This is a genomic window from Paenibacillus sp. SRL342 (assembly GCF_984798905.1).
Window position 1 is genome coordinate 786,328 of the sequence record NZ_OZ481790.1, and the last position, 15,411, is coordinate 801,738.

Genomic DNA, 15,411 nt, shown 5'->3' on the forward strand with positions numbered 1-15,411 from the left:
TATGTTGCCAGCTGCACATATAGGTACATATGACTTGTTAGACGAAATAAATGATTTTAGAATATAAATCCAATTGGATTGTAGTGATTTTACCCGGTTTTAAGGAGATGTAAACGGTTTTAGGAAAATTCAGGAGTAAAGAACCTGATATGAGAGGTTTGATATGGGAGGATCGAATCGGTTGTTATGTGAATAGTCCCAATTTTAAGGAAGTCAATGGTACCCGCTTATGAGGCATATTGTCTGGTTAAATGATGCAAAGCATGCTAACTAACTTGGTACCATGGTCGGGTTGTTTAGGTGGTTATGTAGTTCCGGATATAACAAAAAGACTGCCGAGCGAACCCGGCAGCTTGCGTAATATGAAGAAGGATGCGAGGAAACTTTGATCCTGTCTGAGGTGGCATTGTGTTGGTTTTATCTATTTTGATGAACAGCGATGTATATATCTACTTGTACACTTTCGGGATTCAGGCTGCGTTCATCATACAATTCAAAATCCCCGGTGAACGTACGATCGCTTTGTTTGTCCCATGCCCACACGGCTCCCCAGGCTTCGCCAACAACCTCTGCCATCGGTCCTTTTCTGGAAGTGAATACGGCGTAAGTTGCAGGAGGGAGTAAAATGTCGTCCAATCCTTCAGGCAATGATTCGTTCGGACTGACCTCATGCCCTACCAGTATGGTGTATTCACCGGTTATGCCATCAGTGTAATCCGTGTAACAGCCATAGCGGGCGGCTTCAGGTGCGGGGAGGTGCTCTGAGGCAAAATAATTGTTCCAGAGTCCCTGAATACAGCCTTTGCCACTGATCTCAATGGCGTTGGTTGTGCGGGCGGATACGCCAGCAAGACGTTTGCCTGGGAGCGTGACATAACGAACGGGCTGGGCAGAGAACGAATGATCTGTTGTTACCTGACCAGGGTTAGCAGAACCAGTAGTAGAGTTTTCCACAAGAGATTGAGCATGTTGATCCGTTGTATTCGTGCGCCAACGTTTCAAAAAAGGAAGCTGGTTACGCAGCATCGAACGAGCGGATTCCTCGTCCATGCCCTCGTCCTTCAGAATGGCAGTGCACATCTCGGTCATGCCTTCCAGTGACATACCTGGCTGCTCGAACTGACCTTCTTTGTAACAATAAATACAGTACTCACGGGTTGTGCTTCCATCTGCTTCCGTTCCGAATTGGGCAGGGGTTGTGAGCGGCATGCCGCAGCTTTGACATACAGTGACGTTCATGATTAGTTCCTCCTTATATAGGTACAGATTGAATATATCTGAAGTATACGGGGAGGAACTGGACAGCTGTCTGTCAGGTTTGAGTCGGGGAGATATAATTTTGTACAATTTGCTCCGCGATACGGCAGATCTCGTCTCGAATATGCTGAGGTTCCAATACTTCAACGTCCGCGCCGAAGCCCAGGATGAACCCATATAACCAGCCATCCTCGGGAAAAGCAACTTGGCTAATATAATACCCAGTCCCATCAGGCATGACGTTCTCGATCCCAAACCATTCTTCCGCAATATGACGGACGCGAGGATGGAATTTCAAGGTTAACCTGGCTTGATTGTCCGGACGGCTCCATTCCTGTTGCCAGGGTCTGTCCTGTGGGTTAATGACTTTACGCTCGAATTGCTCATTAGCAAGCGTGACATCTTGCATACGCACAAGCTTGAACATGCGAAATTGATTCCGCTCGTGGCAAAAAGCATACAGATACCAGGAATGTTTCTTGAGTACGATGGTATGAGGGTCGGCAGTTCGGTGAGTCTGGATACCTTCCGCACTGCAGTAGGTAAAGGTTACGGGTCGTAATTGATCCATACCCTGTTCGATAAGTTCAAGCTTGATTTTCAGCGCTTCTGGATGCGTCCAGGTTGAATAATCCACGATGAATCGATTGGTATTGGCCTGAAAATCGTCATTTTTGGATTCAGGTACGATACTGCTGAGTTTTTCGACCAGAAGCTCTCGCGCCGCATTAGCATGGGAAGTGGATACACTGCGCAGTGCAGTGACGATAGAGGCGAGGTCCTTGTCTGTTAATACGTTTCGATCCAGACGGTAACCCTCTGCCAGACCAATCCCGCCGCTTGCTCCCTGATACGTCACCACAGGGATACCTGCTTGACCCAATGTATCGATGTCTCGGTAGATGGTCCGGATCGATACTTCGAACATATCTGCCAGGTCTTTGGCTTGGACTCGCCCACGATTGATTAGCAGCACGACGATGGCTAATAAACGCTCCAGTTTCATATGTATGGATTCCTTTCATTGGTTTATCTGTTGGATTCAAATATGTTATATTGTTGAGCATCACACATAGGAGTGGAATAAGCAATGAAGCGAATTACGATTCTGATCGCAGACGATGAAGTTGAGATCGCTGATCTGGTTGCTTTACATCTACAAAAAGAAGGATATCACACCATCAAGGCCTTTGACGGGAAGGCGGCGGTTCAAGCTGTTCAGACCCAAGCGATAGATTTGGCGATTCTGGACATTATGATGCCCGGCATGGATGGGTATGAGGTGACCCGCAAAATTCGGGAGCAGCATCATTTACCGATCATTTTCCTGAGTGCCAAAACGTCAGATATGGACAAAATTACGGGACTTGTGATGGGCGCAGACGATTATATGACCAAACCGTTCAATCCGATGGAGCTTGTTGCCCGGGTTAACTCCCAGTTGCGTCGTTCTCTGCAATTCAGCCAGTCTGCGCCTGTTCAGAGGTCCATTCTGGAGAAGGGCGGGCTCATCATCACGCCAGATCAACATCGCGTTACACTCTACGGCAAACCAGTGGAACTAACACCGAAGGAGTTCGACATTTTGTATCTGCTCGCGAGCCACCCCAAGCAGGTGTTCAGTGCAGAAAATATTTTTGAACAGGTATGGGGAGAAGCCTATTACGAGAGTGGGAATACCGTGATGGTCCACATTCGAACCCTGCGCAAAAAGCTGGGGGAAGATGTGAACAAGAACAAGTTTATCAAAACCATCTGGGGCGTGGGGTACACGTTTAATGACTAAAAGAAGAAGTTTTCGCACAACCATGATTATGTTGTTAGGGTTAAGCATGCTTGCCTCTGGCGCAATCACTTATGGGATTTACAAGCTTTTACAAGCCTATTATTCGGGTGTCCGTGCAGAAGATCAGCTTGCTGAATATCGTCATTTTATGAAAAGTATCGGAGATATTTATTTCTTCCTGATTTTATTTATCCCACTGGCCATTCTGTTTTTCTTCTGGTTTACCAAGCCTTACGCGACGTATTTCAAGGACATTTCTACAGGGATCAGACATTTGGCCAATGGCGACTTTCAGCATCGTGTGCAGATCTCCTCGAAGGACGAGTTAGGTACGATTGCGGAGGATGTGAACCTGGCAAGTGAGAAGTTAAGGGAAGCGGTGGAACGAGGGGATTTTGCTGAAAATAGTAAGGACCAGCTTGTTGTCAATCTGGCACATGACCTGCGAACACCGCTGACGTCTGTGCTTGGATATCTGGATCTGCTCATGAAGGATGATCAGCTAACGGAGGAGCAGGTACGGCACTTTACGTCGATTGCATTCACCAAATCACAGCGTCTGGAGAAGCTGATTGATGATTTGTTCGAAATAACCCGCATGAATTATGGCATGCTGCCTATAAACAAGACACGGCTGGATCTTAGCGAACTGCTGAAGCAGATGAACGAAGAGCTCTATCCTGTATTTGAAAAGAACCAACTAGTCGCCCGACTAAAAATAGACACTGACCTTACGGTCTCCGGTGATGGCGAGCTGCTGGCTCGTGTGTTCGAGAATCTGCTAATTAACGCTGCACGGCATGGCAAGGATGGTATGTACGTAGATATTAATGGATATCGGGATGCAGAACAGGTCATCATTCAGGTAATTAACTATGGTGGACATATTCGTCCGGAGGAATTGCCACATATCTTCGATATGTATTACACCGGAGATCGTGCTCGGACTCCTCAGGAGGGTGGGACAGGCCTCGGCCTATTTATCGCTCGCAATATTGTGGAGCAACATGACGGTACAATTTCGGCCCAGAGCGACGTGGTACGGACGCAGTTCGAAGTTCGTTTGCCCGTATTTCAATGAGGTCTGATATCAAATTTAAGAAAAACTTTAAAATTGCCCTGCTTTTTCTTTAACTTGTGTTGTCTATCCTTGATGCATGAGGTAAAAGGAGGAGCAAGCATGAAAAAGTGGGGCTTTTTGATATGTATCATTTTGATCGGATATATCGTTACGCAATCACCGGGATGGATTCAGCAGAAGGATGAGTTGCCCATCGAGATTCAGAATACGCGTGAGAATCCCGCAGGTTACACCGTATCCGTCACCGGAAACATTCAGGATCAGGTACATAAGGGCAACTTGTTACTGGTGGATAAGCAATACCCCGTTCACCCGGAAGGGGTTAAATCCGATATTGTATATGTGGCACATGAGGATGATCTGCTTCGTGGATATGGAATACTGGATCAGAAAATCATGTTATCACGGCAGGTGGCGCAGGAATTTCAGAGGATGGTTGAAGCAGCAGGCGAAGAGGGAGTCAGATATTTTCTCGTCAGCAGCGGATACCGGGATTTTACGAAGCAGGACGAGTTATATCGGGAAAAGGGTTCAGACTATGCACTTCCTGCGGGTCACAGTGAGCACAATCTTGGGTTATCCCTGGATATTGGCTCCAGTCTGGCTGCGATGAATGAAGCACCAGAGGGTGCATGGCTGGAGAAGAATGCATGGAAATACGGATTTATTTTACGTTACCCAAAGGATAAAGTGCGCATCACGGGTATTCAGTATGAACCATGGCACTTTCGATATGTAGGGCTGCCGCACAGTGCTGTCATGTATAAGAATAATCTGGTGCTGGAAGAGTATCTCGATATGCTTAAAGAGAAAGAGAACATTACTGTGGAAGTAGAGGAAGAGCAGTATCACATCCGCTATTATCGGGCCACCAGAGACACAACCGTTTACATACCTGAGCAAGGCCAAACTGAAATATCGGGTGATAACATGGGTGGCGTCATCGTCACCGTAAAGAAATAACAGGGCAACACAAGGGAGGCGAAACAACATGAAGCACAACAACCAGAATAGAAGCAAACATTACATCCTTTGGATTGCCGTTTTCATTATCTATTTATATCTGCTGACTAAGCTGATCCTGTTCAAAGGAAACCCAGTCGATTTTGGCATCGTGAAGGATCGACTGATGGCGTTCTTGCAACAACCGGATCTGGTCCATAACCGAACCGTCAACCTGACACCATTTCAGGAAATCTCACGAGACTGGAACAGCCTGTCGTTACATCGTCCTGGCACCGCAATCCATCTGGTAGGCAATATACTGGCCTTTATCCCTCTGGGCATCTTCATCCCTGTGTTGACGGGCAACAAGTTATTCTCTGGAGTAAAGGTACTCTTGCTGTCTCTGCTGCTCAGTCTGGGTTATGAAGTGACACAATTATTGACTGGCATGGGGATATTCGATGTGGATGATCTGATGCTTAATACACTCGGCGGCTTCATTGGATATATTGTTTTCACTATGGCTCTGGGTCTGAAAAAGGTGTTGGTGGGAGGAGAATCCCGCATGACGACGAAAAAGTTAAATTCTAAGGAAAGTCACGTGTAAGGAGGGGAACAACTTGATTATAATGGCTGTACTGTTCATTAGCGCAGGGCTAATGTTTCTCGTGTATCCACACAAGGTAACGGATGCTTCGGAAAAACAGATTACGGAGCGAGTGATCATGTCTAGATGGGTTGGAGGCTCGTTAATTGCTCTGTCGTGTCTGTTTCTGATCATGGGTACGATTCAACTGTTAGATCAAGCCTCACATCACATTGGGCATTAAAAGGCAGTTTGGCCTCGAAGCAACGGAGAATACACACATACTGAAACCATAGCTCCTCGTAACGTGCAGATTGCACGTTACGGGGAGCTTTTTTTATTGTTTCATAAGGTATCGAATTTAGCATAGGACCAGTGAACTTTGCGAGTAACATCGCAAATGAGGTAAAGTAGAGATGATGCGTTAGTACCTATCCCTTATAAAAAAGGAGGACATACATTGTATTCATTAGCTATACAACTAGCAGGAACAATGAAAGCCATTATGCAAATTGAAACTGAAATTGCTGAAGCTAAGATTGATCAACAGGCTGAAGAGATCATACTTGGTATGGAAAAGAGAAGATCAGCTTTAATAAATAGTGTCACACGTGATGAATTAATGGTCATCCAAACAGTGATGAACGTAGGAAGGTCAGAAAGAGGGTATCGTTATCATTTTAATTCGGAAGACGTTGAGATTATTAACCTTCCCATTGAGTTAGACGAGCATGAGTTGATGCAGAAATATTCCTACTATCTGATACATAAAACCAAAGAGGAATTAGCATATGGAATTGAATATCATACGCTTGTCTCATCATTTCTAAAAGAAGGTATAGAAATTTTGAAACTCTAGACCGTTACCCGACATACTGATAGGAGGTCTGCAAGATGATAATGAAAATTTCGTATTATACACCAGATGGATTCTACTATTATGTCCCCGATCAATATGCAGAGAAGATGGAAGAGTGGAGAATTGAATTTTCAGATTTTTTGCAGAGTATAGAGGGGAAACATCCATTCACAGAATACATAGAGTCCATTAATTATGAGGGTGAGCTGGAATATGCCGTTTTTGTAAGATGCTACGGAGGAGATGAGTTTGTAGACTGGATTAACGTAGAGAAACTAAACTGCAGAGGTATATATCGTATAGCTGAGCCACCTGATGATTCGGAAGTTGGCTTGAAAATTGATTTTTAAACGTATCCCGATTATAAAAAGCAAAGCCAAAAAAGCTCCCCACCACGTGCACTAGCACGTGGTGGGGAGCTTTTTTGTATAACTTCATCACATTAATGATTTATATCATTAAGCTTTTTTCATCATTTGACGCAATACGGTTTGCAGGATACCGCCGTTATGGTAGTAATCCACGTCAACCATGCTGTCCAGACGAGCGATGACAGGGAATTCGAACTGTGTACCGTCTTCACGAGTTACGGTAACTTTCAACTCTTGTCCTGGCTTCACATCATTGCTGAGGCCAGTAATGTCATACGTTTCACGTCCGTTTAGACCAAGGCTGGACCAGCCGTGACCTTCCTGGAATTGCAATGGCATTACGCCCATGCCGACCAGGTTACTACGGTGAATCCGCTCGAAGCTTTCTGCGATAACGGCTTTGACGCCGAGCAGGAATGTTCCTTTTGCCGCCCAGTCACGGGAGCTTCCTGTACCATACTCTTTACCAGCGATAACGATCAGGTTCTGTCCTTCATCCTGATACTTCATGGAAGCATCGTAGATGGACATTTCTTCGTCCGTTGGCAGGTACTTCGTGATGCCGCCCTCGGTGCCCGGAGCCACCTGGTTACGAATACGAATGTTGGCGAATGTACCACGCATCATTACTTCATGGTTACCACGGCGTGAACCGTAGGAGTTGAAGTCTTTGCGCTCTACGCCATGTTCTTTCAGGTATAATCCAGCCGGGCTGGATGGTGCAATATTACCTGCTGGCGAGATGTGATCCGTTGTTACGGAATCTGCAAGCAATGCCATAACACGTGCAGAACGGATATCTGCGATATCGTTCAACTTGTCGCCAAGCTCTTGGAAGAATGGAGGATTCTGAATGTACGTGGAGTTCGGGTCCCACTCGTACAATTCGCCTTCCGGTACAGAAATTGAATTCCAACGCTCATTGGCTGTAAATACATTCTCGTACTTGTTGCGGAACATCTGAGCGTTCAGGGAACTTGCGATGGTATCCTTGATTTCCTCGGATGTAGGCCAGAGGTCTTTCAGGAATACAGGCTCATTGTTCGTATCATAACCGATTGGATCGGTTTCAAAGTCAATATTCACTGTACCCGCAAGTGCATATGCCACAACGAGTGGTGGTGATGCCAGGTAGTTGGCTTTAACCTGTGCATGCACACGGCCTTCGAAGTTACGGTTACCGGACAATACAGCCGCTACGGTCATATCGTTCTCAGCAATAGCTTCGCTCACTTCGTCCGGCAGTGGGCCGGAGTTACCGATACATGTTGCACAACCGTAGCCGGCAACGTTGAATCCGAGTTTGTCGAGATACGTGATCAGACCTGCTTTTTCCAGATACTCGGTAACCACAAGGGAACCTGGTGTCAGACTGCTTTTCACATATCCTGGTTTGGTCAGGCCGCGTTCAACTGCTTTTTTCGCCAGTAGTCCCGCTCCAACCATAACACTTGGATTCGAAGTGTTCGTACAACTTGTGATCGCCGCGATCACAACAGCGCCTGCCTTCAGTTCACTGTTAGAACCGTCCGGATGCTTCACAGGTACGGATTGTTCGATTTTCTCATCGCTCAGACCGTAGCCGCCTTTATCTACAGGTGTGCGGATGATGCTGTTGAAGCTTTCTTTCATTTGTGTCAGCTCGATGCGATCCTGTGGACGTTTTGGTCCGGCAAGACTTGGTACAACAGAGCCGAGATCCAGTTCAATCACATCTGTGAATTCAGGATCAACGGTGCTGGAAGTACGGAACATGCCTTGAGCTTTGTAATAAGCTTCAACCAATTCAACCTGCTCGTCAGGACGGCCAGTGTTACGCAGATAGTTCAACGTTTCACTATCAACAGGGAAGAAACCGATGGTAGCGCCATACTCTGGTGCCATGTTGGCTACTGTTGCACGGTCAGCCAGACCGATGTTGGCAAGACCTGGTCCGTAGAACTCTACGAATTTACCAACAACGCCTTTTTTACGAAGCAATTGGGTAACGGTCAGTGCCAGATCCGTTGCTGTTGCCCCTTCACTCAGGCTGCCTGTCAGTTTGAAACCGATAACGTCCGGTGTTACAAAGTATAGCGGTTGGCCCAGCATACCTGCTTCGGCCTCGATTCCACCAACACCCCAACCAACAACGCCAAGTCCGTTAATCATGGTGGTGTGGGAGTCTGTACCTACGAGGGAATCCGGGAATACAACTGTTTCGCCGTCAACGGTTTTTGTTGCTGCCACGGAAGCCAGATACTCCAGGTTAACCTGGTGAACGATCCCTGTGGATGGTGGAACTGCACGGAAGTTGTTGAACGCCGTTTGTGCCCAACGCAAGAAGCGGTAACGCTCTTCATTACGCTCAAACTCAACTTTGATATTGTAATCAAGTGCATCGTTGGTACCAAAAGCATCAACCATAACAGAGTGGTCGATAACGAGATCGACCGGTACGAGCGGGTTGATCTGTTTTGGATCGCCGCCTGCTTTTTTTACAGTATCACGCATTGCAGCGAGGTCAACGACAACCGGTACACCGGTGAAATCCTGCAGAACAATACGTGCAGGGATGAATGGAATTTCCTTGTTATTGTCACGGCCATCTGCCCAGCCGGTCAGTTGTTTTACGTGTTCTTCGGTGATGGCACGTCCGTCGAATTGACGAATTGCTGCTTCAAGCAACACTTTAATGGAGAAAGGAAGCCTGGAAAGATCGCCGTGGCCGTTTTCCTGAAGAGCATCGAGACTGTAGTAGCGGTAAGACTTGCCTCCAACCTCAAGACTGCGAGCGGCGGAGAAATGATTCTTTGCTGACATACATGTACCTCCTTGGGATGTGTCGGTGAGATGAAGAAAACGTTCATTTAGGTGAAGAACAGGCCTTCATCGTTCCGTGTTCTTGTGTGTTAGTTTCATCAGATGAAACGTAATTTCATAATCATAACTTTAGTTTTAAGTATACCGTTTTCACCTCCGTACGTAAAGGTCTTTTTGCCTGATCAAGCAAGCTTTTGGACCGATGAAGGCGTTTTCGTGAAGTGAGCAGGAATAAGATATCTCGTGTACCTGTATTTGCCGAATTTCGGATCTCCCTCCTGAGCCGTGTACATACAACCGAAGACCCTTTCATATGAATAGTAGGAGTTTATATACGCAATGAAATATTCCAGACAGAACTCATGCCAAAGGGGGACACAGGCTTGGAACGGGAATGGAAGAGTGCCTTATATACTTACGTGAACCAGTACAATCGCTGTGAGATCGACTACCGTCCACAGACCAGCGAACGGATCGTTACCGATCCTGACTTCGTGGTGGAACGGGGAGAGCGTATGGCAAGGCTGGACGAATGGTATCGTAAGCGGCGCGCCGTGCCTCTTCGCAGCGAGACCAGCGCCAAGCTTGTTCGCACGCTTATGGATGGCCAGGAAGAAGCGGTGGTGGATGTACAGTTGTACAGCAGACTGTTCTACGAGAAGAGCGGGATCACCCACCGGGAGGACCGGATTGAGCGGGAGCGGTTAACCTTTCTGCGGCAGAGTGGTGGATGGATCATTGGGCGGGTCGAACGGGAAGTGCCGGAGCGTCGCCCTGCTGGGGAAGGACGTCCGTTTCAACAAGCTGATTTTGTACAGGCGATGAATCGGCCGCTGCTGAATCGGGAAGTGTTGGGTCAAGGAAGAAGCTCACGGCAACAGTCATATCGCAGAGATCTGACAGTTGCCTATGCAGATCGGTGGTGGAATGCGGGAAATCCGGCATTTGAGGAATTTGATGTGGATTGTACCAATTACGTGTCCCAATGTCTCTTTGCAGGGGGCGCACCCATCCACTATACTGGTAGAAGAGAAGCCGGCTGGTGGTATAAAGGGTATGTGAACGGCTCCGAAATGTGGAGTTACAGTTGGGCAGTTTCCAACAGTCTGGAGCGTTATTTGTCAGGCAGCAGCTGGGGTCTGACCGCGACAGAAGTGGAGCGTCCTGAGCAGCTGATGCTCGGTGATGTTATTCTCTACGATTGGGATGGAGATGGACGATTTCAGCACAGCACCGTTGTGACCGCGTTTGATGCGGGCGGCATGCCGCTTGTTAACGCACATACGGTTAGCAGCCGTCACCGATTTTGGGATTACCGGGATTCTTACGCTTGGACGGAGCGGACGGTATACCGGCTTTTTCATATTGCAGATGAGTTTTGATGACGAAAGATTTTCGGGATGCGGTGACGCAGACATCCAGTTCCGTGTAAAATAAGACCAGATAACGCAAGCAGAATAACAAGGGTGCTGAGCATGCAAACATGACAGCATCAGGCACAGATAATCGGAGGGTACACATGAGTATGGATAAATTAAAAGTAGGCGTCGTGTACGGCGGAAAATCGGGCGAGCATGAGGTGTCGCTGCAAACGGCGTTTGCTGTAACAAACGCATTTGATTATGAAAAGTATGAACTGGTTCCTTTTTATATCTCCAAGCAGGGGACGTGGAAAAAAGGACCTGTCATGCATGCGCCGTTCGCGCAGATTGAAGACTTGAAGCTGGAGCAATCGGCGGGTGGAACGCAGGATGCGCTGAACGCCCTGTTTGGCCGTTTGTATGGCGGAGCAGAAGCACTGGACGTGATGTTCCCACTGCTGCATGGTACGTTTGGAGAGGATGGCACCATTCAGGGCATGTTCGAGATGGCGGATATGCCATATGTAGGTGCAGGTGTACTGGCTTCGGCTGGCGGCATGGACAAAGTGGTCATGAAAAAGCTGTTTGCACAGGCTGGCATTGACCAATGTGCCTTTACGTATTTTAACGCGACACAATGGAAGCAGACAGAGCACGAAATGATCGTACAAGTCGAAGATCAGCTGGGGTATCCATGTTTTATCAAACCGGCGAATCTGGGCTCCAGTGTAGGCATCTCCAAAGCACGTAACCGCGATGAGCTGAAGACAGCTGTCGAGTTCGCACTTCGGTATGATACGAAGGTTGTCATTGAGGAGTTCGTTGAAGCCCGCGAAGTTGAGGTCAGCGTCCTCGGCAATGACGAGCCAATGGCTTCCGTTCCAGGCGAGATTGTATCCTCCGGTGAGTATTATGACTATGCGGCCAAGTATATTGATGGTCAATCACAGATGCTGATTCCAGCTCCACTGGACCCAGAGGCCGCAGACCGCATTCGCGAGGCAGCTTTGCAGGCGTTCCGTGCGATTGAAGGTAACGGTATTTCACGTGCCGACTTCTTCATTCGGAAAAATGACGGCGCCTTGCTTATTAATGAAGTCAACACCATGCCTGGTTTCACACCATACAGCATGTATCCACTTCTTTGGCGTGAGACAGGTGTATCGTATGCCGAACTGCTGGATCGCATGATTGAACTGGCACTGGAGCGTTACAACCGCAAGCAGGCACTGAATTACGAGAACGGCGTACAGGCGTAGCCTGCGACCACAAGATCAGGAGGGATATGCATGGGATTTCAGACTGAATTCAATTCCGTATGCAAGTTCAAGAATGAGCAGGAGCTGTTCGAACTGCTTGAATACGGACGCGGCAAAATGGTCAAACAGGGCTTCCGGGTATTTCCTACCGGCCAGAAAGTGATTGCATACACACCGGATAACGTGGCTGTAGCCATCGTCAAGATCGTGGTTTCCATTGCGGAGATCAACTTCCAGGGGCAAGAGGTAACCGAGGTGGAGATGCAACTCATCCGCAAATTGACTGAGGAAGAATCACGCATTCAGACTGCCCTTGCGGATGAAATGTTCTTTGGAGAGCAAGCACAGGAGTAGTTGTTGACTGTAAGTGCGGGTCGGAAGGACGGATTTGCCAGAATACGATTATGGTCACTCTTTTAGGGTAAAACTTGGTTATATACAGTGACGGTACATCCTGACGGCTGAATATACCACGCGGGTTCTCCGCCCTAATAGAGAGGAAGAGATTCATGCTCGTACGCTTTGGTTACGTGGCAATGTCCGTGCTTATAGAGAACGCCTCGCCTTCCCGGACCATGACCATGTCGAGTTTTAACAAAATCGATGACAGGGAAGCAGCGATCCGCAAGCTCGAACGGATTGCAGCCGAGAACCTGCACAATACATTACGTTTGCTCAGGCATAACAAGGGTAGCCATATTCATGTATATCGCTTCTCTTCCAAATTGATTCCACTGGCAACACATGAAGACCTGAATGACTGGGACCCGTTCCCGGCACTGAAGCAGGACTTTGCGGCCATTGGTGATTTTGTGAAGGAAAATCATATGCGTGTGTCCTTTCATCCGGATCATTTTACCGTACTTAGTACCCCCCGCGAGCAAGTTCTGCACAACTCGATTCGCGACCTTCGTCATCATGTTCGGATGCTGGATGCCATGGGGCTGAATGCCACTGCCAAGAACAATATACATATTGGTGGTGCATACGGGGACAAGCCTTCGGCGGCGCTTCGTTTTGAAGAAAACTTTTTGAAGCTGGATCGGGACATCCAGGAGCGGCTGACACTCGAAAATGATGACAAAACGTTCAATGCGCCTGAGACACTTGCCGTGTGCCAGCGCTTGGGATTGCCCATGGTACTTGATATCCATCACCATTGGGTGAACAACGAAGGAGAACAGGCATGGGATCTGTGGCCTGATATTCTAAAGACCTGGCAGTCACCGCTTGCCCAGGCAGATTCACCGGCTGATCAGCCATTGCCACCCAAAATCCATGTCTCCAGTCCGAAGAGCGAGAAGGATCTGCGAGGTCATGCTGATGGTGTGGAGGTAGAGCCTGTGCTCGATTTCTTGCGTCATATCGCAGCAGATACCCCGAGGCTTGACGTGATGATCGAGGCTAAACGCAAAGATGAGGCACTTGTACAACTGATGCAGAAGCTGGCATTCTATCACGAAGAGGGTGTGGAGTGGGTGGACGAGTCTACCGTCATCATTCATCCGTAGTGCCAAAAGGGGCCTGGGCAACGAGAAACTTTACGACCTGTGGGGCGTATACTTTTAACAAGTATTTCAACTTTTCGTAGATTGATATAGAAAGTAGAGTGAACGCTTTGAATGAGAAGGAAAAGACACCTTATGTCGTGACAAGCAAAAGCTATACTGCCGTTGCCATTAATGCAGCTTCCAAAGCTGGCGAATGGATCAAAAGCCGTCTTGGGACGGTAGCTGAACTTGGCACCAAATATTCACCCCAAGATCTGGTGACCGAAGTGGATAAAGGAGCGGAGCAGATGATCCGCCGCCTGATTCTTACGCATTTTCCCCACCATGCCATTCTGGGTGAAGAAGGCGTCGAACCGGGACCGGAAGCTTCGGCAAAAGCACTGAAAGAGGCTGAGGAAGAAGAATTTCTGTGGATTGTTGATCCTGTGGATGGAACGACGAACTTTGTACACGGATTCCCGTTTTATTCGGTGTCCATCGCATTGGCTCACAATGGTGAAGTCATTGTTGGCGTGATCTACGATCCTTCCCGTGATGAGATGTTTGTTGCGGAAAAAGGGAAAGGAGCATATGTTCACGGAAACCGGATGCTTGTATCTGGTGAACAGGAACTGGCTCAGAGCCTGATTGCGGTTGGATTCCCGGCAGACACAACCTTTGCGTTGCCACTGAATATGGCCGCTGTGCAGGCGCTTGCTCCGCAAGTTCGTAACTTGCGTGCTGGTGGATCAGCCGCCCTTCATCTGGCGTATGTTGCAGCAGGACGTCTCAGCGCCTACACCGAAGTTGGATTAAAACCGTGGGATATTGCAGCAGGTGCGCTGCTGGTTGAAGAATCAGGCGGCAAGGTGACCGATACCATTGGAACACCTTATCAACTGTCTGTAAATCATGTCGTTGCCAGCAATGGCAACATCCATGATGCACTGACGGATGTGTTGAAGGAAGCGAAGGCTACCGGTCTGGAGTGAGTTTATTCAACTCATCCATGCTTTAATTACTTTTAATTGTACATTAACGGTGGGGACAGAAAGCATCTGAAGAAGCGAAGTGGACGTCCAATAGTATGGTTAACACAGGTATGACTTTAATTAAAGGAGCGAGAACAATGGATGAATCCAAAGAACTGGAACGACGGCTCAGTGATATGCTGACGGAAGGGGACATGGAAGAGTCCGGCGACACCGATCAGCGTAAACGCCAGTTGATTCCTCCCAAATATGAAGTGCGAATCCAGACGGAACGTGATCCAATCGTCGAGGAAACGTTAAAGTACCGGAAGTTGGCACGCGAAGTGGATGATCGTTATGATCGGTATCTGGAGCGAGCTACCGGGAACAAACCGGAGAGCGACAAGGGTCATTCGATTGCTGAAGATTCGAATAAGCCGCAATCTTAACGAATCACTGAACGTCATAGCTGAGCTTAACCAGTAACAGGCTCCCCTCCAGGGAGTCTGTTATTTCATGTGTGCTCTCAGTAGAGAGGACAACACCTACTTTAAAATGATAGAATAGAGTAACACCAACCAATGTCATTGGAATGACCAATGTACTATATATTAGTGAGGTTGTTCAAAAAGTCCGCTTTTGA

Annotated in this window: 16 protein-coding genes; 13 read left to right on the forward strand and 3 right to left on the reverse strand. The window is 47.8% G+C overall.

The window, feature by feature from the left end:
* Positions 1 to 417: 417 nt before the first annotated feature.
* Both AC4E8D_RS03665 and AC4E8D_RS03670 read right to left on the reverse strand, forming a co-directional pair.
* On the reverse strand, positions 418 to 1,239 hold the full coding sequence (locus AC4E8D_RS03665) for a zinc ribbon domain-containing protein (protein ID WP_221818685.1): 822 nt from the start codon (positions 1,237 to 1,239) through the stop codon (positions 418 to 420).
* 73 nt (positions 1,240 to 1,312) lie between these two features.
* The gene (locus AC4E8D_RS03670; RefSeq protein WP_221818686.1) at positions 1,313 to 2,263 is read right to left on the reverse strand and encodes a helix-turn-helix transcriptional regulator; all 951 of its coding nucleotides are present in this window, start codon (positions 2,261 to 2,263) and stop codon (positions 1,313 to 1,315) included.
* A gap of 84 nt (positions 2,264 to 2,347) precedes the next feature.
* Here AC4E8D_RS03670 and AC4E8D_RS03675 point away from each other — a divergent pair, with 84 nt between their 5' ends.
* From AC4E8D_RS03675 to AC4E8D_RS03705, 7 genes are all read left to right on the forward strand, one after another.
* Positions 2,348 to 3,043, forward strand: a complete 696-nt coding sequence (locus AC4E8D_RS03675) for a response regulator transcription factor (protein ID WP_036614121.1) — start codon at positions 2,348 to 2,350, stop codon at positions 3,041 to 3,043.
* Positions 3,036 to 4,124 (forward strand): HAMP domain-containing sensor histidine kinase, encoded by a 1,089-nt coding sequence (locus AC4E8D_RS03680; protein ID WP_221818687.1) that lies wholly within the window; start codon positions 3,036 to 3,038, stop codon positions 4,122 to 4,124. Before AC4E8D_RS03675 ends, AC4E8D_RS03680 begins: the two co-directional genes overlap by 8 nt.
* A gap of 99 nt (positions 4,125 to 4,223) precedes the next feature.
* On the forward strand, positions 4,224 to 5,087 hold the full coding sequence (locus AC4E8D_RS03685; RefSeq protein WP_221818688.1) for a M15 family metallopeptidase: 864 nt from the start codon (positions 4,224 to 4,226) through the stop codon (positions 5,085 to 5,087).
* A 28-nt stretch (positions 5,088 to 5,115) separates the two neighbouring features.
* On the forward strand, positions 5,116 to 5,676 hold the full coding sequence (locus tag AC4E8D_RS03690; protein WP_221818689.1) for a VanZ family protein: 561 nt from the start codon (positions 5,116 to 5,118) through the stop codon (positions 5,674 to 5,676).
* Between the two features lie 13 nt (positions 5,677 to 5,689).
* Positions 5,690 to 5,899 (forward strand): hypothetical protein, encoded by a 210-nt coding sequence (locus tag AC4E8D_RS03695; protein ID WP_074093413.1) that lies wholly within the window; start codon positions 5,690 to 5,692, stop codon positions 5,897 to 5,899.
* A gap of 216 nt (positions 5,900 to 6,115) precedes the next feature.
* Positions 6,116 to 6,514 carry a hypothetical protein gene (locus AC4E8D_RS03700; RefSeq protein ID WP_221818690.1) on the forward strand — a complete coding sequence of 133 codons (399 nt, stop codon included), beginning with the start codon at positions 6,116 to 6,118 and terminating at the stop codon, positions 6,512 to 6,514.
* Between the two features lie 35 nt (positions 6,515 to 6,549).
* The gene (locus tag AC4E8D_RS03705; RefSeq protein ID WP_221818691.1) at positions 6,550 to 6,864 is read left to right on the forward strand and encodes a hypothetical protein; all 315 of its coding nucleotides are present in this window, start codon (positions 6,550 to 6,552) and stop codon (positions 6,862 to 6,864) included.
* 108 nt (positions 6,865 to 6,972) lie between these two features.
* Here AC4E8D_RS03705 and acnA read toward each other — a convergent pair whose 3' ends face one another.
* Positions 6,973 to 9,687, reverse strand: a complete 2,715-nt coding sequence (acnA, locus tag AC4E8D_RS03710; protein ID WP_036614112.1) for an aconitate hydratase AcnA — start codon at positions 9,685 to 9,687, stop codon at positions 6,973 to 6,975.
* Positions 9,688 to 10,049: 362 nt separating this feature from the next.
* On the opposite strand from acnA, the gene AC4E8D_RS03715 reads away from it, so the two are divergent.
* The 6 genes from AC4E8D_RS03715 to AC4E8D_RS03740 all read left to right on the forward strand — a co-directional run bounded on the left by AC4E8D_RS03715 (position 10,050) and on the right by AC4E8D_RS03740 (position 15,217).
* Positions 10,050 to 11,069 (forward strand): amidase domain-containing protein, encoded by a 1,020-nt coding sequence (locus AC4E8D_RS03715; RefSeq protein WP_339306749.1) that lies wholly within the window; start codon positions 10,050 to 10,052, stop codon positions 11,067 to 11,069.
* Between the two features lie 137 nt (positions 11,070 to 11,206).
* Positions 11,207 to 12,307, forward strand: coding sequence for a D-alanine--D-alanine ligase (locus AC4E8D_RS03720; RefSeq protein ID WP_036614110.1), 1,101 nt, complete (start codon positions 11,207 to 11,209; stop codon positions 12,305 to 12,307).
* A gap of 30 nt (positions 12,308 to 12,337) precedes the next feature.
* Entirely contained in the window at positions 12,338 to 12,661 is a 324-nt protein-coding gene (locus tag AC4E8D_RS03725) for a hypothetical protein (RefSeq protein WP_036614107.1), read from the forward strand.
* Positions 12,662 to 12,816: 155 nt separating this feature from the next.
* Complete coding sequence (gene uvsE, locus AC4E8D_RS03730) at positions 12,817 to 13,818, forward strand: UV DNA damage repair endonuclease UvsE (protein WP_074093415.1); 1,002 nt, start codon at positions 12,817 to 12,819, stop codon at positions 13,816 to 13,818.
* A gap of 107 nt (positions 13,819 to 13,925) precedes the next feature.
* Positions 13,926 to 14,789 (forward strand): inositol monophosphatase family protein, encoded by an 864-nt coding sequence (locus AC4E8D_RS03735; RefSeq protein WP_445252501.1) that lies wholly within the window; start codon positions 13,926 to 13,928, stop codon positions 14,787 to 14,789.
* Positions 14,790 to 14,899: 110 nt separating this feature from the next.
* Positions 14,900 to 15,217 carry a hypothetical protein gene (locus AC4E8D_RS03740; protein ID WP_490205868.1) on the forward strand — a complete coding sequence of 106 codons (318 nt, stop codon included), beginning with the start codon at positions 14,900 to 14,902 and terminating at the stop codon, positions 15,215 to 15,217.
* Positions 15,218 to 15,411: the final 194 nt, after the last annotated feature.